The 19845-nt window shown below is 71.8% G+C and carries 17 protein-coding genes; 12 read left to right on the top strand and 5 right to left on the bottom strand.

Going from position 1 to position 19845, the window contains the following annotated elements:
- Nucleotides 1-28 precede the first annotated feature (28 nt).
- Together QHG49_RS22370 and QHG49_RS22365 are read left to right on the top strand one after the other, a co-directional pair.
- The gene (locus QHG49_RS22370; RefSeq protein WP_301490928.1) at nucleotides 29-1684 is read left to right on the top strand and encodes a PucR family transcriptional regulator; all 1656 of its coding nucleotides are present in this window, start codon (nucleotides 29-31) and stop codon (nucleotides 1682-1684) included.
- Between the two features lie 90 nt (nucleotides 1685-1774).
- Complete coding sequence (locus QHG49_RS22365) at nucleotides 1775-2575, top strand: phosphatase (protein WP_301490927.1); 801 nt, start codon at nucleotides 1775-1777, stop codon at nucleotides 2573-2575.
- Between the two features lie 84 nt (nucleotides 2576-2659).
- Here QHG49_RS22365 and QHG49_RS22360 read toward each other — a convergent pair whose 3' ends face one another.
- The 5 genes from QHG49_RS22360 to QHG49_RS22340 form a co-directional block, all read right to left on the bottom strand.
- Nucleotides 2660-2812, bottom strand: coding sequence for a hypothetical protein (locus QHG49_RS22360; RefSeq protein WP_301490926.1), 153 nt, complete (start codon nucleotides 2810-2812; stop codon nucleotides 2660-2662).
- Between the two features lie 545 nt (nucleotides 2813-3357).
- Complete coding sequence (locus tag QHG49_RS22355) at nucleotides 3358-4275, bottom strand: acyl-CoA thioesterase II (RefSeq protein WP_301490924.1); 918 nt, start codon at nucleotides 4273-4275, stop codon at nucleotides 3358-3360.
- A gap of 36 nt (nucleotides 4276-4311) precedes the next feature.
- Nucleotides 4312-5469, bottom strand: coding sequence for an acyl-CoA dehydrogenase family protein (locus tag QHG49_RS22350; RefSeq protein WP_111584590.1), 1158 nt, complete (start codon nucleotides 5467-5469; stop codon nucleotides 4312-4314).
- A gap of 130 nt (nucleotides 5470-5599) precedes the next feature.
- Nucleotides 5600-6196, bottom strand: a complete 597-nt coding sequence (locus tag QHG49_RS22345; protein ID WP_301490921.1) for a Uma2 family endonuclease — start codon at nucleotides 6194-6196, stop codon at nucleotides 5600-5602.
- Between the two features lie 22 nt (nucleotides 6197-6218).
- Complete coding sequence (locus QHG49_RS22340; RefSeq protein ID WP_111584486.1) at nucleotides 6219-6812, bottom strand: TetR/AcrR family transcriptional regulator; 594 nt, start codon at nucleotides 6810-6812, stop codon at nucleotides 6219-6221.
- Nucleotides 6813-6909: 97 nt separating this feature from the next.
- On the opposite strand from QHG49_RS22340, the gene QHG49_RS22335 reads away from it, so the two are divergent.
- The 10 genes from QHG49_RS22335 to QHG49_RS22290 all read left to right on the top strand — a co-directional run bounded on the left by QHG49_RS22335 (nucleotide 6910) and on the right by QHG49_RS22290 (nucleotide 19797).
- Nucleotides 6910-8526 (top strand): carboxyl transferase domain-containing protein, encoded by a 1617-nt coding sequence (locus QHG49_RS22335; RefSeq protein WP_301490917.1) that lies wholly within the window; start codon nucleotides 6910-6912, stop codon nucleotides 8524-8526.
- 11 nt (nucleotides 8527-8537) lie between these two features.
- Nucleotides 8538-10451 carry a biotin carboxylase N-terminal domain-containing protein gene (locus tag QHG49_RS22330; protein ID WP_159701594.1) on the top strand — a complete coding sequence of 638 codons (1914 nt, stop codon included), beginning with the start codon at nucleotides 8538-8540 and terminating at the stop codon, nucleotides 10449-10451.
- Between the two features lie 17 nt (nucleotides 10452-10468).
- Entirely contained in the window at nucleotides 10469-11392 is a 924-nt protein-coding gene (locus tag QHG49_RS22325) for a hydroxymethylglutaryl-CoA lyase (RefSeq protein WP_186337817.1), read from the top strand.
- Nucleotides 11393-11397: 5 nt separating this feature from the next.
- Entirely contained in the window at nucleotides 11398-12558 is a 1161-nt protein-coding gene (locus QHG49_RS22320) for an acyl-CoA dehydrogenase family protein (RefSeq protein WP_145485366.1), read from the top strand.
- 169 nt (nucleotides 12559-12727) lie between these two features.
- Entirely contained in the window at nucleotides 12728-13774 is a 1047-nt protein-coding gene (locus QHG49_RS22315) for an ABC transporter substrate-binding protein (RefSeq protein WP_301490914.1), read from the top strand.
- A gap of 35 nt (nucleotides 13775-13809) precedes the next feature.
- On the top strand, nucleotides 13810-14655 hold the full coding sequence (locus tag QHG49_RS22310) for a siderophore-interacting protein (protein ID WP_301490912.1): 846 nt from the start codon (nucleotides 13810-13812) through the stop codon (nucleotides 14653-14655).
- Nucleotides 14656-14791: 136 nt separating this feature from the next.
- Nucleotides 14792-16234 carry a lysine decarboxylase DesA gene (desA, locus tag QHG49_RS22305; protein ID WP_159701606.1) on the top strand — a complete coding sequence of 481 codons (1443 nt, stop codon included), beginning with the start codon at nucleotides 14792-14794 and terminating at the stop codon, nucleotides 16232-16234.
- Entirely contained in the window at nucleotides 16218-17501 is a 1284-nt protein-coding gene (locus QHG49_RS22300; protein WP_301490909.1) for a lysine N(6)-hydroxylase/L-ornithine N(5)-oxygenase family protein, read from the top strand. The genes desA and QHG49_RS22300 overlap by 17 nt, the downstream gene beginning before the upstream one ends.
- On the top strand, nucleotides 17498-18031 hold the full coding sequence (locus tag QHG49_RS22295) for a GNAT family N-acetyltransferase (protein WP_145485361.1): 534 nt from the start codon (nucleotides 17498-17500) through the stop codon (nucleotides 18029-18031). Before QHG49_RS22300 ends, QHG49_RS22295 begins: the two co-directional genes overlap by 4 nt.
- Nucleotides 18028-19797 (top strand): IucA/IucC family siderophore biosynthesis protein, encoded by a 1770-nt coding sequence (locus tag QHG49_RS22290; protein WP_159701609.1) that lies wholly within the window; start codon nucleotides 18028-18030, stop codon nucleotides 19795-19797. Before QHG49_RS22295 ends, QHG49_RS22290 begins: the two co-directional genes overlap by 4 nt.
- The last annotated feature ends 48 nt before the right edge of the window (nucleotides 19798-19845 follow it).

Here is a 19845-nt window from a genome sequence, read left to right as displayed (position 1 = left end):
GGGACCTGGAGTGGAAGAAGTGCACACCATGGCCGACAGCAGGGCCGACACCAGGGCCGATACGAGTCCCACGGCCCCGGCCGTCCCGGCCGCCGCCGTCCCGCCGACCCCGCCGGTCCCCCTCTCCGCCCTTCTCGCCCGCGAGGATCTCGGCCTGCGCCGGCTCGCCGGTCCGACCGGCCCGGACGTCGTCGTCCACTGGGCGCACACCTCCGAGATGGCCGACCCCTTCCCCTACCTCCTCGGCGGCGAGCTGCTCCTCACGGCCGGGGTGCAGTTCCCCGGCGCGCCGTCGCCGGACAGCTTCTTCGACTCCTATGTGGCCCGGGTCGTCGCGGCGGGCGGTGCCGCCCTCGGGTTCGGGCTCGCCCCGGTGCACGACACGGTGCCGGACGCCCTGGTCACCGCCTGCGAGAGCCATGGGCTGCCGCTGCTGGAGGTCCCGCCGGGGACCACCTTCTCGGGCGTGGCCCGCGCGGTGTGGCAGCTGATGGCGCAGGCCCGCCTCGCCGAGCTGCGCCGGGTCACCGAGGCCCAGCAGAGCCTCGCCGCCGCGGCGGCCCGCCCCGACCCGGTGCCGTCCGTGCTGCGCCGGCTCGCCCAGCGGCTCGGCGGGCACGCGGTGCTCTACGGCCCCGACGGCACCGGGATCGCGACGGCCGGCCGGGATCCCGCGCCCGCCGTCACCGAGGCCCTGCGGAACCTGGCCGCGGTGGTCCGCCCGGCCGCCCCGACGAGACCCGCGCCCGCCGCGCCGACCGGGCTCGCGCCCACCGGCCCGACCGGCCCCACGCCCACCGCTCCGACCGGGCCCGCGCCCACCGGCCCGACCGGACAAGCACCCACCGCCCCCGCCCGACCCGCCTCCGCCACCGACACCGCCGACGGCGTCCAGCTGTCCGCCTACGCCCTCGGCTCCGGCGAGGGCTTCGTGCTCGGGGTCGCCGCCGGGCGGCGCGAGGGCGGGGACCACACCATCGCCTCCGTGGGCGCGGTGCTGCTGTCGCTGCTGACCGGGGAGCACCACAGCGGGGCCGGTGCCGCCCGCTCCTCCGCGCTGGTACGGCTGCTGCTCGGGGCCGCGCCGCAGGAGGTCGCGCCACTGCTCGACACGGGCGACGGCACAAGCGGCGGCGAGCGGATCGTCGTCCACGCACGTCCCGAGCGGCAGGCGCCGGACGCCGTGGCCGCCGCCGCCCTCGGCACCGCCCTGGGCTCCCCCCTGGTCGACCTCGACGGGGAGGTCGTACGGGTGCTGGTGCCCGCCGGCCCGGAGCCCGCCCCGGTGCCCGGCTGGACCCTCGGGGTCAGCGCGCCCGCGGGACCCGGCGGGTGGCCGGCCGCCGACGCCCAGGCGGCCCGCGCCCTGGCCCGCGCCCGCGCCACCCGCGTCCCGCTGGTCCGGCACGGCGCCCGCCCCGGCCTGTCCGAACTGGTGCCCGAGGCGGAGGCGGGGGCCAGGGCCCGGGCCCTGCTCGCGCCGCTCGCCGCGCGGCCCGCGCTCGTGGACACCCTGCGCACCTGGCTCTCCCTGCACGGCAGTTGGGACCGCACGGCGGTCGCCCTGGGGGTGCACCGCAACACCGTGCGCCAGCGGATCGCCCGCGGCGCCCTGCTGCTCGGCGCCGACCTGGACGACCCGGACGTACGCATGGAGTTGTGGTTCGCGCTGCGCCACCTGTGAGGCCGCCCGGCCACGGGATCCGGCGTGACGCCCGTCCCAGCGGGCGGAACCCCTGGGACGCCCGCGCCGGGCTGCCCCACAATGGATCCCATGCCGATATCCGGGACACCCAGCCGCGCCCAACTCGTCGACCACCTGGTGAGGACCCGTATCGCGGGGGACGTCGCCACACCCCGCGAGAACAACCTCTCCCACTACCGGCTGCTGGCCAACGGCGACCGCAACTTCTGGCTCGGTCTGGAGCTGGGCGACCGCTGGGCGGACGAGCAGGACGTGCTCGCGGTGATGGCCGAGCGGGTGGGGGTCAACGACGACCCGGAGTACCGGTTCGGCCAGGACACCATCGACCCGGAGCTGACCGTGGACGGCCTGGACCGGCTCGCGGCACGGCTGCGCAAGGCGGCCGAGGGGCGCCAGCGGGTGCTGTTCGCGACCGGTCACCCGGGCGGACTGCTGGATGTGCACCGGGCCACGGCCGCCGCGCTGCGCACCGCCGGCTGCGAGATCGTCGTCATCCCGGACGGGCTCCAGACGGACGAGGGGTACGTCGTGCAGTTCGCGGACGTGGCCGTCCTGGAGCACGGGGCGACGCTGTGGCACACGCACTCCGGCGCGCCGATGCGGGCCATTCTCACCGGACTTGAGCGGGCCGGACGGCCGCTGCCCGACCTGGTGGTCGCCGACCACGGCTGGGCGGGGTACGCCGCGCAGCACGGCCTGGACTCGGTGGGGTACGCGGACTGCAACGACCCCGCGCTGTTCCTCGCGGAGGCGGAGGGCACCCTCCAGGTCGCCGTGCCGCTGGACGACCATGTGGTCAGCCCGCGCCACTACGACCCGATGACCGCGTATCTGCTGGCCGCGGCGGGTCTGACCGGCCTGGAGGGATAGGGCCGGGCGACCCGGTCGACCGGGAACGCCGACCGGCGTGGGAACAAAGGATGTGCGGCCCCGCGCGCGGGGCCGCACATCGTGTCACATCGGGTCGGGACCCGGCTCAGCGACCGTGACCTCCGCCGCCGTGGCCGCCACCACCGTGGCCTCCGCCACCATGGCCGCCACCGTGGCCGCCGCCATGACCGCCGTAGCCGCCATGGCCACCGTAGCCACCGTGGCCGCCATAGCCACCGTGGTCTCCGTGGCCGTAGCCGCCGTAGCCGCCGTAGCCCCAGTCGTCATCGTCGTCGCCCCACCAGCCGCCGTGTCCTCCTCGACCGTGGTCTCCGTGGCCGCCGTGGCCGCCGCCCCAGTCACTGCTGTAGGAGCTGTGAACGTGGGACGGGGTGGCCGAGGCAGTGCCCGCCGCGCCGATCGCGGCTCCGCCTGCCAGCAGCAGACCGGTGGCGGACATCGCGACGAGACGCCGCGTGCGTGTTGCTCGCATGGGAATAACCTTCCATCGTCTCTCGCGGCCCCCGAGCGGGGACCAGGCGAGGTGGATGGCCGCCGCCGCACGGGATGTGACGCGCGGCGCGGTCTTCGGATGTCACCGCGAGATCATGTACGGGCACGGCAGGTCTTTACGGTCGACACCTGCGGCCCACCCGGACGCTGGCGCGCCGTCAGGTGCCGCGGCTGAGGTCAGAGGTGTCCCGCAACCTCGCCGGCCGCTCATACCGTGCATTCGCGGCTTTCACTCATTGAGCCTAGTACCCCACCCGTCACTTGGCACCTCAGGAAACCAGTTCGTCGTCCGGCTGGCGCGGCACCCGGACGACGCCCTCCTGGATGACGGTGACGGCCAGCCGTCCGTCCTGGGTGTATATGCGGGCCTGGCCGAGGCCGCGACCGCCGTGCGCGGACGGCGACTCCTGGTCGTACAGCAGCCATTCGTCGGCGCGGAAGGGGCGGTGGAACCACATCGCGTGGTCCAGGGACGCGCCCACCACGTCGCCGACCGCCCAGCCGCCGCGGCCGTGCGCGAGCAGCACGGAGTCGAGCAGGGTCATGTCGGAGACGTAGGTGGCAAGGACGACGTGCAGCTGGGGGTCACCCCAGACGGAGTCCGGGGCAGGGTTGTCGTCCAGCTTGCCGTTGGTGCGGAACCACACCCGGCTGTGCGGCTCGCGCGGCTCGCCGTAGCGGCCGTACGGCGGCTCGTCCACGTATCTGAGGTCGACCGCCTCGCGCGCCTCCAGGAAGCGTTGCACCACGTCGGGCGCGAGATGGCCGTAGCCGCGCAGCCGCTCGTGGGAGGTCGGCAGGGTCGCCGGGTCGGGCGCCGCCGGCATCGGCACCTGGTGTTCGAGACCCTCCTCGTACGTCTGGAAGGACGCCGAGAGATGGAAGATCGGCTTGCCGTGCTGGACGGCGACCACGCGGCGGGTGGTGAAGGACCGGCCGTCGCGGATGCGGTCGACGGTGTAGACGATGGGCGCGCCGGGGTCGCCGGGGCGCAGGAAGTACGCGTGCAGGGAGTGGGCGGGACGGTCCGCGGGGACCGTGCGCCCGGCGGCGACCAGTGCCTGCGCCGCGACCTGCCCGCCGAAGACGCGGGGGACGACGGCGGAGCGGGACCGGCCGCGGAAGATGTCCTCCTCGATCTGTTCGAGGTCGAGCAGATCGAGGAGGTCCTGGAGTGCCTGGCTCATGACGAGTAGGTGTACCGGCCAGTGATGGCGGAGGCCTTACAGGCCCATGTCCTTGGCGATGATCGTCTTCATGATCTCGCTGGTGCCGCCGTAGATGCGGTTGACCCGGTTGTCCGCGTACAGGCGGGCGATCGGGTACTCGTTCATGTACCCGTAGCCGCCGTGCAGCTGGAGGCAGCGGTCGATGACGCGGTGCGCGACCTCGGTGCAGAACAGCTTGGCGGAGGCGGCCTCGGCGGGGGTCAGCTCGCCGGCGTCCAGGGCCTCGGTCGCGCGGTCGGCGACGGCCTCGGCGGCGTCCACCTCGGCCTGGCAGGCGGCCAGCTCGAACTTGGTGTTCTGGAAGTGGGCGACCGGCTTGCCGAAGACGGTGCGCTCCTGCACGTACTGCTTGGCGAACCGGACGGCAGCCTTGGCCTGCGCGTAGGCGCCGAAGGCGATGCCCCAGCGCTCGGAGGCCAGGTTGTGGCCGAGGTAGGAGAAGCCCTTGTTCTCCTCGCCCAGCAGGTCCTCGACGGGGACCTTGACGTCCACGAAGGCCAGCTCGGCGGTGTCGGAGGTCTTCAGGCCGAGCTTGTCCAGCTTGCGGCCGACGGAGTAGCCCTCGGACCTGGTGTCCACCGCGAACAGGGAGATGCCGTGGCGGCGGTCCTCGGCGGTGGGCGCGGCGGTGCGGGCGCACACGATCACGCGGTCGGCGTGCACACCGCCGGTGATGAAGGTCTTGGCGCCGTTGAGGACGTAGTGGGTGCCGTCCTCGCTGAGCTTGGCGGTGGACTTCATGCCCGCGAGGTCGGAACCGGTGCCCGGCTCCGTCATCGCGATGGCCCACATCTCCTCGCCGGAGACGAACTTCGGCAGGTAGCGCTTCTTCTGCTCGTCCGTGGCCAGCATCTTGATGTACGGCAGGGCGAGCAGCACGTGCACGCCGGAGCCGCCGAACTGGACGCCCGCGCGGGCGGTCTCCTCGTAGAGGACGGCCTCGAACTTGTGGCTGTCCAGGCCCGCGCCGCCGAACTCCTCGGGGACGTTGATGCCGAAGATGCCCAGCTCACCGAGCTTGTAGTAGAAGTCGCGGGGCGCCTGGCCCGCCGCGAACCACTCGTCGTACACCGGTACGACCTCGGCCTCGATGAAGGCGCGCAGGGTCTCCCGGAACGCCTCGTGATCCTCGTTGAACACCGTACGGCGCACGCCGTCCACCTCCACGTACCTCGGGCATGCCGGAAAGGGGGCATGTCTAAGCGCTTGCTCAGATTCGAAGATACCGGCGGGTACGGGGGGCGTCCAGGGTGAGTTGCGCCACGAGGCAGGCGACGCTCGGTCAGTTGCCCGCTTTGCCGTAGCGCCGGAAGGCGGACGTCTCGACCGTCCAGGACCCGAAGGGCACGGAGTCGCCGTAGATGTACGAGTCCTTGCGCATGTAGCGGCCCTTGCACGGGTCGGAGTGGACCTCGATGGTGCCGGTGCGGGGGTCCACGATCAGGTAGTGCGCGATACCCATGGCGGGGTAGTCGGCCAGCTTCTCGATGTAGTCGTTGGTGGGCTCGATGTAGTCGTCGGTGGGGTTGGAGGGGGAGACGATCTCCACCACGGCGAGGACCTGGGTCGCGTCGACGGCCACCCCCTCCTCGTCGAGGAGGCCAAAGGGCATGACCACTGCGTCAGGAAAGCGCATACGGCCGAGCGCCGGGTGTTCGATCTCAGGGCCCGTTGCGCAGACGCAACCCGGATGAGTGACGGGAACTTGCTGGTTGAGCTGTTCGCGGATGCGGTGGACCGTGCCCTCGTGCCGCTTCGACGGGCACATCATGGCCAGTATCGGGCCCGACGGTCCGATCTCGACGCTCCAGGCCCCTTCGAGCTGCTCCGCGTAGGCACCCAGCTCCTCGGCGATCGCGCGCATCTTCGCGTACTCCATGACCCGATCCTAGTGGCCCACGTCACTCCCCCGCCGCCGCGAACGCCCCCCTCGCCATCCGGTGCAGCAGCTCCGATGTCGCGCCCCGGCCGGGGAGGGTGCCCGCGCGGCCCAGGTGGGGGGTGGAGTTGAGGAGGCCGAAGACGGAGTGGACGGCGGAGCGGGCGGTGGGTTCGGTCAGTGCCGGGTAGACCTCGCGGACCACGCCCACCCAGAGCTCGACGTACTGCCGCTGGAGCTGGCGCACCAGCTTGCGGTCGCTGTCGCGCAGCCGGTCCAGCTCGCGGTCGTGCAGGGTGATCAGCGGCCGGTCGTCCAGGGCGAAGTCGATGTGGCCCTCGATCAGGGAGTCCAGGACCGCGGTGGCGCGGGCGTCCCCGTCGGCCTCCGCGAGCCGCCGCCTGGCGCCGGTGAGCAGCTGGCCGCTGATGCCCACCAGCAGCTCGGCGAGCATCGCGTCCTTGCCCGGGAAGTGCCGGTAGAGGCCGGGGCCGCTGATGCCGACGGCCGCCCCTATCTCGTCCACGCCGACGCCATGGAAGCCGCGCTCGGCGAAGAGGCGGGCGGCCTCCTTGAGGATCTGCTCGCGGCGGGTGGGGGCGTCGGTTCTGGCCATGAGGACAATTCTAGACAGCGAGGTTAGCGGTCGTTAACCTGAAGGAAATGGTTAACGCTCATTAACCGGTTCGAGCGCCGGGTGAGGGGACCGCAGGATGCAGGAGGCACCGGAGCTCCGGAGCGCGGCAGAGCCCGCGTCGGAGGCCTGGCGGGCCAATGAACAGGCCCATCTCGCGCTCGTCGAGGAGCTGCGCGGCAAGCTCGCCGCGGCGGCGCTCGGCGGCGGGGAGCGGGCGCGGGCCCGGCACACCGCGCGCGGCAAGCTGCTGCCGAGGGACAGGGTCGACACACTCCTCGATCCGGGCTCACCGTTCCTGGAGCTGGCCCCGCTCGCGGCCGACGGGCTGTACGACGGGCAGGCGCCGGCCGCCGGCGTGATCGCCGGGATCGGCCGGGTCAGCGGGCGCGAGTGCGTGATCGTCGCCAACGACGCGACCGTCAAGGGCGGCACCTACTACCCGATGACGGTGAAGAAGCACCTGCGCGCCCAGGAGGTGGCCCTCGACAACCGGCTGCCCTGCGTCTACCTGGTCGACTCCGGGGGCGCCTTCCTGCCGATGCAGGACGAGGTCTTCCCGGACCGCGAGCACTTCGGCCGGATCTTCTACAACCAGGCCCGGATGTCCGGCGCGGGCATCCCGCAGATCGCGGCCGTCCTCGGCTCCTGCACGGCGGGCGGCGCGTACGTCCCGGCGATGAGCGACGAGGCGGTCATCGTCCGCAACCAGGGCACCATCTTCCTGGGCGGCCCCCCGCTGGTGAAGGCGGCCACCGGCGAGGTGGTCACGGCGGAGGAGCTGGGCGGCGGCGAGGTCCACTCCCGGATCTCCGGCGTCACCGACCACCTCGCGGAGGACGACGCGCACGCCCTGCGCATCGTGCGGAACATCGTCGCCACCCTCCCGGCCCGGCAGCCGCTGCCCTGGGAGGTCACCGCGGCCGTCGAGCCGAAGATCGACCCGGCCGGGCTGTACGGCGCGGTGCCGGTGGACTCCCGCACGCCGTACGACGTGCGCGAGGTCATCGCCCGCGTGGTCGACGGCTCCCGGTTCGCCGAGTTCAAGAGCGAGTACGGCCAGACGCTGATCACCGGTTTCGCGCGCGTCCACGGCCACCCGGTCGGGATCGTCGCCAACAACGGCATCCTGTTCGCCGAGTCCGCGCAGAAGGGCGCGCACTTCATCGAGCTGTGCGACCAGCGCGGCATCCCGCTGGTGTTCCTCCAGAACATCTCCGGCTTCATGGTCGGCAAGGACTACGAGGCGGGCGGCATCGCCAAGCACGGCGCCAAGATGGTGACCGCGGTGGCCTGCACCCGGGTGCCCAAGCTGACGGTCGTGGTCGGCGGTTCGTACGGCGCGGGCAACTACTCGATGTGCGGCCGGGCCTACTCCCCCCGCTTCCTGTGGATGTGGCCCAACGCCAAGATCTCCGTCATGGGCGGCGAGCAGGCCGCCAGCGTCCTCGCCACGGTCAAGCGCGACCAGCTGGAGGGCCGCGGCGAGACCTGGTCCGCCGAGGACGAGGAGACGTTCAAGGCGCCGATCCGCGCGCAGTACGAGACCCAGGGCAACGCCTACTACGCGACGGCCCGGCTGTGGGACGACGGCGTGATCGACCCGATGGACACCCGTCAGGTGCTCGGACTCGCCCTGACGGCCTGCGCCAACGCGCCACTGGGAGAGCCCCAGTTCGGCGTCTTCCGGATGTGAGGAGGGGAATCGTGTTCGACACAGTGCTGGTCGCCAACCGGGGCGAGATCGCGGTACGGGTCATCCGTACGCTCCGCGAGCTGGGCGTGCGCTCGGTGGCGGTCTTCTCCGACGCCGACGCGGGAGCGCGGCACGTCCGGGAGGCCGACACGGCGGTACGGATCGGCCCGGCGCCCGCGGCCGAGAGCTATCTGTCGGCGGAGCGGCTGCTGGCGGCCGCGGCCCGCACCGGCGCGCAGGCCGTCCACCCGGGCTACGGCTTCCTCGCCGAGAACGCCGCCTTCGCGCGCGCCTGCGAGGAGGCGGGCCTGGTCTTCATCGGCCCCTCGGCCGACGCCATCGCGCTGATGGGCGACAAGATCCGCGCCAAGGAGACCGTGGCGGCCGCCGGCGTGCCGGTGGTCCCCGGCGGCCGCGACCCCGAACTCGCCGACGCCGCCCGCACATTGGGCCCGCCGGTGCTGCTGAAGCCGTCGGCCGGCGGTGGCGGCAAGGGCATGCGCCTGGTGCGGGACCTCGCCGTCCTGGACGAGGAGATCGCCGCCGCCCGCCGCGAGGCCCGCGCCTCCTTCGGCGACGACACCCTGCTGGTGGAGCGGTGGATCGACCGCCCCCGGCACATCGAGATCCAGGTGCTGGCCGACGGCCACGGCCATGTGGTGCACCTCGGCGAGCGCGAGTGCTCGCTCCAGCGCCGCCACCAGAAGATCATCGAGGAGGCGCCGAGCGTCCTGCTGGACGAGGCCACGCGCGCGGCGATGGGCGAGGCGGCCGTGCAGGCGGCCCGCTCCTGCGGCTACCGGGGCGCGGGCACAGTGGAGTTCATCGTGCCGGGCAGCGACCCCTCCCAGTACTACTTCATGGAGATGAACACCCGGCTCCAGGTCGAACACCCCGTCACGGAGCTGGTGACCGGCCTGGACCTGGTGGAGTGGCAGCTGCGGGTGGCCGCCGGCGAGCCGCTGGGCTTCACCCAGGACGACGTGACGCTGACCGGGCACGCCGTCGAGGCCCGCGTCTGCGCCGAGGACCCCGCGCGCGGCTTCCTCCCCTCCGGCGGCACGGTCCTGCTGCTGGACGAGCCCGGGGGCGACGGCGTGCGCACCGACTCCGGGCTCAGCGAGGGCACCGAGGTCGGCAGCCTGTACGACCCGATGCTCTCCAAGGTGATCGCGTACGGCCCCGACCGCGCGACCGCGCTGCGCAAGCTCCGGGCGGCGCTCGCCGGGACGGTCACGCTGGGCGTGCAGACGAACGCGGGCTTCCTGCGCCGGCTCCTCGGCCACCCGGACGTGGTGGCGGGCGAGCTGGACACCGGCCTGGTGGAGCGGGTCGTGGACGACCTGGTCGGCACGGACGTACCGGAGGAGGTGTACGAGGCGGCGGCGGCCGTACGGCTGGAGGCGCTGAAGCCCGCCGGCGAGGGCTGGACCGACCCGTTCTCGGTGCCGAACGGCTGGCGGCTCGGCGGCACCCCGAAGCCGCCCGCCTTCCACCTGCGGGCCCCGGACCCGGTGACGTACACCCCGCGCGGCACCGCCACCGTCTCCGGCACCACGGTCGCCGTCACCCTCGACGGGCTGCGGCACACCTTCCGGCGCGCCGGTGACTGGATCGGCCGGGACGGCGACGCCTGGCAGGTGCGCGACCACGACCCGGTGGCCGACTCGCTGAACCGGGCGGCGCACGCGGGCGCCGACTCGCTGACCGCGCCGATGCCCGGCACGGTGACCGTCGTCAAGGTCGCCGTCGGGGACGAGGTGACGGCCGGGCAGAGCCTGCTGGTGGTGGAGGCGATGAAGATGGAGCACGTCGTCTCCGCCCCGCACGCGGGCACGGTCGCCGAGCTGGACGTCACGCCGGGCAGCACGGTCGCCATGGACCAGGTGCTGGCCGTCATCGCGCCGAAGGAGGAGACGGAGTGAACGCCGGGCCCCTGCCCATGGTCGTACCGGCCTCGGGCCTGCCCGCCCGGGTGCGGATCCACGAGGTCGGCGCGCGCGACGGGCTGCAGAACGAGAAGGGTGCCGTACCGACCGAGGTGAAGGCGGACTTCATCCGCCGCCTGGCCGAGGCGGGCCTGACGACGATCGAGGCGACGAGCTTCGTGCACCCCAAGTGGGTGCCCCAACTCGCCGACGCGGAGGAGCTGTTCCCGCGGGTGCGCGACCTGCCCGGCATCGAGCTGCCCGTCCTGGTGCCCAACCGGCGCGGCCTGGACCGGGCGCTGGCCCTCGGCGCGGACCGGATCGCGGTGTTCGCCAGCGCCACCGAGTCCTTCGCCGAGGCCAACCTCAACCGCACGGTGGACGAGTCCCTCGCGGTGTTCGAGCCGGTGGTGCGCCAGGCCAAGGACGCGGGCGCCCGGGTGCGCGGCTATGTCTCCATGTGCTTCGGCGACCCGTGGGAGGGCGCCGTCCCGCTGCACCAGGTGGCCCGCGTCTGCACCGCCCTGCGGAACATGGGCTGCGACGAGCTGAGCCTCGGCGACACCATCGGCGTGGCCACCCCCGGACATGTCCAGGAACTCCTGAACCTGCTCAACGAGGAGGGCGTGCCGACCGACGAGATCGGCGTGCACTTCCACGACACCTACGGCCAGGCGCTCGCGAACACCTACGCGGCCCTGGAGCACGGTGTGACGACGGTCGACGCCTCCGCCGGCGGGCTCGGCGGCTGCCCGTACGCCAAGTCCGCCACCGGCAACCTCGCCACCGAGGACCTGGTCTGGATGCTGCACGGACTCGGCATCGAGACCGGCGTCGACCTCGGCCGCCTCACCGCCACGAGCGTGTGGATGGCCGCCCATCTGGACCGGCCGAGCCCCTCCCGTACCGTCCGCGCCCTCTCCCACAAGGACCAGTGATCAGCATGGACCACCGCCTCAGCCCCGAGCTGGAGGAACTCCGCCGTACGGTGGAGGAGTTCGCGCACGATGTCGTGGCGCCGAAGATCGGCGACTTCTACGAGCGGCACGAGTTCCCCTACGAGATCGTCCGCGAGATGGGCCGGATGGGTCTGTTCGGGCTGCCGTTCCCGGAGGAGTACGGCGGCATGGGCGGCGACTACCTGGCGCTCGGCATCGCCCTGGAGGAGCTGGCCCGGGTGGACTCCTCGGTGGCGATCACCCTGGAGGCCGGTGTCTCGCTGGGCGCGATGCCCATCCATCTCTTCGGCACCGAGGAGCAGAAGCGCGAGTGGCTGCCCCGCCTCTGCGCGGGCGAGATCCTCGGCGCCTTCGGCCTGACCGAGCCGGACTGCGGCTCGGACGCGGGCGGCACGCGGACGACGGCCCGTCTCGACCCCGACACCGACGAATGGGTGATCAACGGCACCAAGTGCTTCATCACCAACTCGGGCACGGACATCACCGGGCTGGTCACGGTCACCGCGGTCACCGGCCGCAAGCCCGACGGCAAACCGCTGATCTCCTCGATCATCGTGCCGTCCGGCACCCCGGGCTTCACGGTCGCGGCGCCGTACTCCAAGGTCGGCTGGAACGCCTCGGACACCCGTGAACTCTCCTTCGTGGACGTGCGGGTGCCCGCCGCCAACCTGGTCGGCCAAGAGGGCCGCGGGTACGCCCAGTTCCTGCGCATCCTGGACGAGGGCCGCATCGCCATCGCCGCCCTCGCGACGGGCCTGGCGCAGGGCTGTGTGGACGAGTCGGTGAGGTACGCCAAGGAGCGGCACGCCTTCGGCCGCCCGATCGGCGCCAACCAGGCGATCCAGTTCAAGATCGCCGACATGGAGATGAAGGCGTACACCGCCCGCCTCGCCTGGCGCGACGCCGCCTACCGGCTGGTCGCCGGCGAACCCTTCAAGAAGGAGGCGGCGATGGCCAAGCTGTACTCCTCCACGATCGCGGTCGACAACGCCCGCGAGGCCACCCAGGTCCACGGCGGCTACGGCTTCATGAACGAGTACCCGGTGGCCCGCATGTGGCGCGACTCCAAGATCCTGGAGATCGGCGAGGGCACGAGCGAGGTCCAGCGGATGCTGATCGCACGGGAGTTGGGGCTGGCGGGCTGAGCCTGCCGGGACACCGGCCGAGGGGGCGCGTCCGCCGGGGCGCGTCCCCTGCCGGGAGCCCCGGCCGCCGGGGACCCGCACCACCCCTGGACAGACAAGAAGGTTAGGCTAACCTAAGCCTCGCACTTGTCCGGCGGGCGCTGCGCCCCGTTCGAAAGCGGTCCTCCCCATGTCCCATGCCCGTGCCATCCACCTCTCTCGCCGCGGCCTGCTCGCCGCGGGCGGCGCCGTAGGGCTCGGCGTCGCGCTCGCGGCCTGTGGGGACGACAAGGGCAAAGCGAAGGACTCCGGCAGCGGGTCGACCGCGGCGAAGTCGGGTCCCTGGACGTTCAAGGACGACCGCGGCAAGACCGTGAAGCTCGACAAGGTCCCCGCGAACATCGTCGCCTTCACCGGCGTCGGCGCCGCGCTCTACGACTACGGCGTCCAGGTCAAGGGCGTCTTCGGCCCCACCACGACCACGGGCGGCAAGCCCGACGTCCAGGCCGGCGACATGGACGTCAGCAAGCTGACCGTCCTCGGCAACGCCTGGGGCCAGTTCAACGTCGAGAAGTACGCCGCCCTCTCCCCCGACGTGCTGATCACCACGATGTTCGACGACGCCGGCACCCTCTGGTACGTCCCCGAGCAGTCCGTCAAGCAGATAGCCGAACTCGCCCCCAGCGTCGGCATCTCCGTGTACGACCGCCAGATCACCCAGCCGCTGCAGCGGATGTGGGACCTCGCCGAGTCGCTCGGCGCCGACATGAAGGCCGCCAAGGTCACCGACGCGAAGAAGCGGTTCGAGGCGGCCGCCGCCCGGCTGCGGGCCGCCGCCAAGGCCAAGCCGCACATCAAGGTGATGGCCGGCAGCGCGAGCGACCAGCTCTTCTACGTCTCGGGGACGCATCTGTCCATCGACCTGGAGTACTTCAAGGCCCTCGGCGTGAACTTCGTGGAGCCGCCGGAGAGCGCCAAGAAGCAGGGCGGCGGCTGGTACGAGTCGCTGAGCTGGGAGAACGTCGACAAGTACCAGGCCGACGTCATCATGATGGACGACCGCTCGTCGGCGATCCAGCCCGCGGACATCACCAAGCCGACCTGGAAGAAGCTGCCGGCCGTCAAGGCGGGACAGGTCATCGCCCGCTCCCCCGAGCCGATCCTGTCCTACGACAAGTGCGTACCGCTGCTGACGAGCCTCGCCGAGGCCCTGGAGAAGGCGAAGAAGGTCAGCTAGCAGCAGCCCCCGCCCCCATTCCGACAGGAGCCCCCATGACCACGGCCGCCGTCGAACCCTTCACCCTGTTCTCCCTCCGGGTCGCACGCACCAGAAGGCTCGGGCCCTCCCTGGTGCGGGTCACCTTCGACGGAGCCGATCTGAAGGGCTTCCACTCCGACGGACGCGATCAGTCCCTCTCCCTGTTCCTGCCGCACCCCGGGCAGAAGGAGCCCGTCGTGCCGCGCGACCTGGGAGAGGCGTGGTGGCAGGAGTACCGCGAACTGCCGGAGGACGTACGGGCCGTGATGCGCTCGTACACCCTGCGGGAGCTGCGGCGCGAGCCGGACGAGATCGACATCGACTTCGCCCTGCACGGGGTCGACCCCGGCGCCGCCGCCCCCGCGGGGCCCGCCGCCCAGTGGGCCGCGCGGGCCGTCCCCGGCGACCGGGTGCTGGTCCTCGGGCCCGTGCTCGCCGACAACCGGGCCATCCGGTTCCGGCCGCCCGAGGACACCGACCTCGTGGTGATGTGGGGCGACGAGACCGCCGTACCCGCCGCGACCGCGATCCTCGAATCCCTCCCGGCGGGCACCCGCGTGCGCGCCTGGCTCCAGGTGCCGCACGCCGGTGACATCCAGGACGTGCGCACGGACGCCGACGCGGAGATCACCTGGCTGGTGCGCGGCGAGGGCGCCCCCGAGCCGCTCGCCGCCGTCCAGAGTGCCCGACTCCCCGACACGGCGCACCCGTACGTCTGGATCGCCGGCGAGTCCGGCCAGGTGAAGGCGTTGCGGCGGCACTTCGTCGGGGACCGCGGGGTCGACCGGCGCCGGGTGACCTTCGTCGGGTACTGGCGGCGCGGTCTGACCGAGGAACAGCTCCGGGCGACCGGCGAGTAGTCACCCTCCCCCGTCGCCGCTTCCCCCTCTTCGCCCTTCCCCCCAGCCCTTCGGCACACGTGTGCCTCGACCCAAAGAACTTAGGTTAGGCTAACCTAAGTTCCATCCCCACGGACTTCCCCCCGGAGGACCCCCCATGCGCTCCCACCTGCTCAATGGCCTCACCGCGGAGCACTACCGCCGTTCCGTGACCGAAGGAGTCGAGCGGGTGGCGGCGAAACTCGCCGCCACCGAGCGCCCGTTCACCGGCGTCGCCGTGGACGAACTGTCCCCCCGCGTCGACGCCATCGACCTCGACCGCCCGCTCGGCGACACCGCCGCCGTCCTCGACGAGCTGGAGGACGTGTACCTGAAGGACGCGGTCTACTTCCACCACCCGCGCTACCTCGCCCACCTCAACTGCCCGGTCGTCATCCCGGCCCTGCTCGGCGAGGCCGTGCTCACCGCGGTCAACTCCTCCCTGGACACCTGGGACCAGTCGGCCGGCGGCACGCTCATCGAGCGCAAGCTGATCGACTGGACGACCGCGCGGATCGGCCTCGGCCCCGCCGCCGACGGCGTGTTCACCTCCGGCGGCAGCCAGTCCAACCTCCAGGCGCTGCTGCTGGCCCGCGAGGAGGCCAAGAGCGACGACCTCGCGAAACTGCGGATCTTCGCCTCCGCGGCCGGCCACTTCAGCGTGCAGAAGTCGGCGAAACTGCTCGGGCTCGGCCCCGACGCGGTCGTCACCGTCCCCGTCGACCGCGACAAGCGCATGCAGACCGTCGCGCTCGCCCGTGAGCTGGAGCGCTGCCGCGCCGAGGGCCTGGTGCCCATGGCCGTCGTCGCCACCGCCGGCACCACCGACTTCGGCTCCATCGACCCGCTGCCCGAGATCGCCGAACTCTGCGACCGCCACGGCGCCTGGATGCACGTGGACGCGGCCTACGGCTGCGGACTGCTCACTTCGCGCAAGTACCGGCACCGCATCGACGGCATCGAGCGCGCCGACTCGGTCACCGTCGACTACCACAAGTCCTTCTTCCAGCCGGTGAGTTCGTCCGCCCTGCTGGTGCGCGACACGGCAACGCTGCGGCACGCCACCTACCACGCGGAGTACCTCAACCCGCGCCGGGCGGTGCGCGAGCGCATCCCCAACCAGGTCGACAAGTCCCTCCAGACCACCCGCCGCTTCGACGCCCTCAAGCTGTGGCTGACGCTGCGCGTCATGGGCGCCGACGGCATCGGCGAACTCTTCGACGAGGTCTGCGACCTGGCCGTCCAGGGCTGGCACCTGCTCGCCGCCGACCCGCGCTACGACGTCGTGGTCGAGCCGTCCCTGTCCACCCTGGTCTTCCGCTACATACCGGCCGCCGTCACCGACCCGGCCGAGATCGACCGCGCCAATCTGCACGCCCGCAAGGCCCTGTTCGCCTCCGGCGACGCCGTGGTCGCGGGCACCAAGGTGGACGGCCGCCACTACCTGAAGTTCACCCTGCTCAACCCCGAGACGACGCCGTCCGACATCGCCGCCGTCCTCGATCTCATCGCCGGCCACGCCGAGCAGTACCTGGGAGAGTCCCTTGACCGCGCTTCCTGAATCCAGCCGCATCCACGACCTCGTGGGGATCGGGCTCGGCCCCTTCAACCTCGGCCTCGCCTGCCTGACCGAGCCGATCGCCGAACTGGACGCCGTCTTCCTGGAGTCGAAGCCCGACTTCGAGTGGCACGCCGGGATGTTCCTGGACGGCGCCCACCTCCAGACCCCGTTCATGTCGGACCTGGTCACCCTCGCCGACCCGACCTCGCCGTACTCCTTCCTCAACTACCTGAAGGAGAAGGGCCGGCTGTACTCCTTCTACATCCGCGAGAACTTCTATCCGCTGCGGGTGGAGTACGACGACTACTGCCGCTGGGCCGCCGGCAAGCTGAGCTGCGTCCGCTTCGGCACGACGGTCACCGAGGTGTCGTACGAGGACGACCTCTACGTCGTGCGGACCGCCGCCGGTGACACCCTGCGCGCCCGGCACCTCGTGCTCGGCACGGGCACGGTGCCCTACCTCCCCGAGTCCTGCCGGGACCTGGGCGGTGACCTCCTGCACACCTCCGAGTACATGCACCGCAAGGCGGAGCTGCAGCAGAAGAAGTCCATCACGGTCGTCGGCAGCGGGCAGAGCGCGGCCGAGATCTACTACGAGCTGCTGTCCGAGATCGACGTCCACGGCTACCAGCTCAACTGGGTCACCCGCTCCCCGAGGTTCTTCCCGCTGGAGTACACCAAGCTGACCCTGGAGATGACCTCCCCGGACTACATCGACTACTTCCGCGCGCTGCCCGAGGAGACCCGCTACCGGCTGGAGAAGCAGCAGAAGGGGCTGTTCAAGGGCATCAACTCGGAGCTCATCGACGCGATCTTCGACCTGCTGTACCAGAAGAACGTGACCAGCGCGGGCCGGCCGGTGCCCACCCGGCTGCTCACCAACTCCTCGCTGAACAGCGCCCGTCACGAGGACGGGGCGTACACGCTCGGCTTCCGCCAGGACGAGCAGGGCAAGGACTACGAGATCCGCACCGAGGGCCTGGTGCTGGCCACCGGCTACCACTACGCGCCCCCGGCCTTCCTCGCCCCGCTGCGCGAGCGGCTGCGCTTCGACGGCCAGGGCCGCTTCGACGTCGCCCGCAACTACGCCATCGACGTCACCGGGCGCGGTGTCTTCCTCCAGAACGCCGGCGTCCACACGCACAGCATCACCAGCCCCGACCTGGGCATGGGCCCCTACCGCAACGCGAGCATCATCCGCGAGGTGCTCGGCAGCGAGTACTACCCGGTCGAGAAGTCCATCGCCTTCCAGGAGTTCGCCGTATGACCGACCTGACCTTCACCTTCCGGCCCGTCGACCCGCTCAAGGACGCCGAGCTGCTGCACTCCTGGATCACCCACCCGAAGGCCGCCTTCTGGATGATGCAGGACGCCAGACTGGAGGACATCGAGCGGGCGTACATGGAGATAGCCGCCGACGAGCACCAGCACGCGCTGCTCGGGCTCCGGGACGGCGTCCCCGCCTTCCTCCTGGAGAGGTACGACCCCGCCCACCGGGAACTGGTCGGCCTCTACGAGCCGCGGCCGGGCGATGTCGGGATGCACTTCCTGACCCCCGCGACCGACACCCCCGAGCACGGGTTCACCAAAGCCGTCATCACCGCCGTCATGGCCCACCTCTTCGAGGACCCGGCCGTGGAGCGCGTCGTCGTGGAACCGGACGTGCGCAACAAGGCGGTGCACGCGCTGAACGCGGCCGTCGGGTTCGTGGCCGAGCGCGAGATACAGAAGCCGGAGAAAGAGGCCCTGCTGAGCTTCTGCACCCGCGAGCAGTTCACGAAGGCGGTGTCCGCATGACCCCCGCCGAGTCCGTGGCCCACCTCTCCCCCGAGCGCTGGGCGCAGGCCAACCGGCTGCTGATCCGCAAGGCGCTCGCCGAGTTCGCGCACGAGCGCCTGATCACCCCCGAGGAGGACGGCGAGGGCTACGTCGTCCGCAGCGACGACAAGCTCACCGCCTACCGGTTCACCGCCGTGCGCCGGGCCCTGGACCACTGGGAGGTCGACGCCGGCTCGATCACCCGGCACCGGGACGGCGCCGAACTCCCGCTCGCCGCACTGGATTTCTTCATCGAGCTGAAGGACTCCCTGGGCCTGAGCGACGCCATCCTGCCCGTGTACCTGGAGGAGATCTCCTCCACCCTCTCCGGCACCTGCTACAAGCTCGCCAAGCACCAGGTCACCTCGGCCGAGCTGGTGACGAGCGGCTTCCAGGCGATCGAGACCGGGATGACCGAGGGCCACCCCTGCTTCGTCGCGAACAACGGGCGGCTCGGCTTCGGGGTCCACGAGTACCTGTCGTACGCCCCGGAGACCGCCCACCCCGTCCGGCTGGTGTGGCTGGCCGCGCACCGCTCCCGCGCCGCGTTCACCGCGGGTACCGGCATCGAGTACGAGGGCTTCATCCGGGCCGAGCTGGGCGAGGAGACCGTCGAGCGGTTCGGGCGGACGCTCGCCGCGCAGGGCCTCGACCCGGCCGACTACCTCCTCATCCCCGTCCACCCCTGGCAGTGGTGGAACAAGCTGTCCGTCACCTTCGCGGCGGAGGTGGCCCGCCGGCACCTCGTGCCGCTCGGCGAGGGCGACGACGAGTACCTCGCCCAGCAGTCCATCCGGACCTTCTTCAACACCAGCGCCCCGCACAAGCACTATGTGAAGACGGCCCTGTCCGTGCTCAACATGGGCTTCATGCGCGGCCTCTCGGCCGCCTACATGGAGGCCACCCCCGCCATCAACGACTGGCTCGCCCAGCTGATCGAGAGCGACCCGGTGCTCAAGGGCAGCGGTCTGACGATCATCCGCGAGCGGGCCGCCGTCGGCTACCGGCACCTGGAGTACGAGCAGGCCACCGACCGCTACTCCCCCTACCGCAAGATGCTGGCCGCGCTGTGGCGGGAGAGCCCGGTGCCCTCGCTGGAGGACGGCGAGACGCTCGCCACCATGGCCTCCCTGCTGCACGTCGACCACGAGGGCGCGTCCTTCGCGGGCGCCCTCGTCGAGCGGTCGGGGCTCGCCCCCGCCGAGTGGCTGCGCCGGTACCTGCGGGCGTACTACACCCCGCTGCTGCACAGCCTCTACGCCTACGACCTGGCGTTCATGCCGCACGGCGAGAACACCATCCTGGTGCTGCGGGACGGGGTCGTGCGACGGGCCGTCTACAAGGACATCGCCGAGGAGATCGTGGTGATGGACCCGGACGCCGTGCTGCCGCCGGAGGTCGCCCGGATCCGGGCCGACATCCCGGAGGACCAGAAGCTGCTGTCGATCTTCACCGATGTCTTCGACTGCTTCTTCCGCTTCCTCGCCGCGAACCTCGCCGCCGACGGCGTCCTCACCGAGGACGAGTTCTGGCGGACGGTCGCGGAGGTCTCCCGCGAGTACCAGGAGGCGAACCCGCAACTCGCCGACCGGTTCCGGCAGTACGACCTCTTCGCACCCGAGTTCGCGCTGTCCTGCCTCAACCGGCTCCAGCTGCGCGACAACCGGCAGATGGTGGACCTCGCGGATCCCTCCGCGGCGCTCCAGCTGGTGGGCACGCTGCGCAACCCGCTGGCCGGCCGCTGACGCCGGACACCGACGGACGGGCGCCCCGGAGTACGGTCCTCCGGGGCG

The organism is Streptomyces sp. WP-1 (assembly GCF_030450125.1).
Classification (GTDB): domain Bacteria; phylum Actinomycetota; class Actinomycetes; order Streptomycetales; family Streptomycetaceae; genus Streptomyces; species Streptomyces incarnatus.
The sequence above is the reverse complement of the archived record's forward strand: the minus strand, read 5'-3'. Positions and strand labels throughout refer to the sequence as shown.

Bases quoted from the DNA above. Each gene is read 5' to 3' on its own strand.
- QHG49_RS22370 (WP_301490928.1), top strand. From the start codon at position 29: ATGGCCGACAGCAGGGCCGACACCAGGGCCGATACGAGTCCCACGGCC.
- QHG49_RS22365 (WP_301490927.1), top strand. From the start codon at position 1,775: ATGCCGATATCCGGGACACCCAGCCGCGCCCAACTCGTCGACCACCTG.
- QHG49_RS22355 (WP_301490924.1), bottom strand. From the start codon at position 4,275: ATGAGCCAGGCACTCCAGGACCTCCTCGATCTGCTCGACCTCGAACAG.
- QHG49_RS22345 (WP_301490921.1), bottom strand. From the start codon at position 6,196: ATGGAGTACGCGAAGATGCGCGCGATCGCCGAGGAGCTGGGTGCCTAC.
- QHG49_RS22340 (WP_111584486.1), bottom strand. From the start codon at position 6,812: ATGGCCAGAACCGACGCCCCCACCCGCCGCGAGCAGATCCTCAAGGAG.
- QHG49_RS22335 (WP_301490917.1), top strand. From the start codon at position 6,910: ATGCAGGAGGCACCGGAGCTCCGGAGCGCGGCAGAGCCCGCGTCGGAG.
- QHG49_RS22325 (WP_186337817.1), top strand. From the start codon at position 10,469: ATGGTCGTACCGGCCTCGGGCCTGCCCGCCCGGGTGCGGATCCACGAG.
- QHG49_RS22320 (WP_145485366.1), top strand. From the start codon at position 11,398: ATGGACCACCGCCTCAGCCCCGAGCTGGAGGAACTCCGCCGTACGGTG.
- QHG49_RS22315 (WP_301490914.1), top strand. From the start codon at position 12,728: ATGTCCCATGCCCGTGCCATCCACCTCTCTCGCCGCGGCCTGCTCGCC.
- QHG49_RS22310 (WP_301490912.1), top strand. From the start codon at position 13,810: ATGACCACGGCCGCCGTCGAACCCTTCACCCTGTTCTCCCTCCGGGTC.
- desA (WP_159701606.1), top strand. From the start codon at position 14,792: ATGCGCTCCCACCTGCTCAATGGCCTCACCGCGGAGCACTACCGCCGT.
- QHG49_RS22295 (WP_145485361.1), top strand. From the start codon at position 17,498: ATGACCGACCTGACCTTCACCTTCCGGCCCGTCGACCCGCTCAAGGAC.
- QHG49_RS22290 (WP_159701609.1), top strand. From the start codon at position 18,028: ATGACCCCCGCCGAGTCCGTGGCCCACCTCTCCCCCGAGCGCTGGGCG.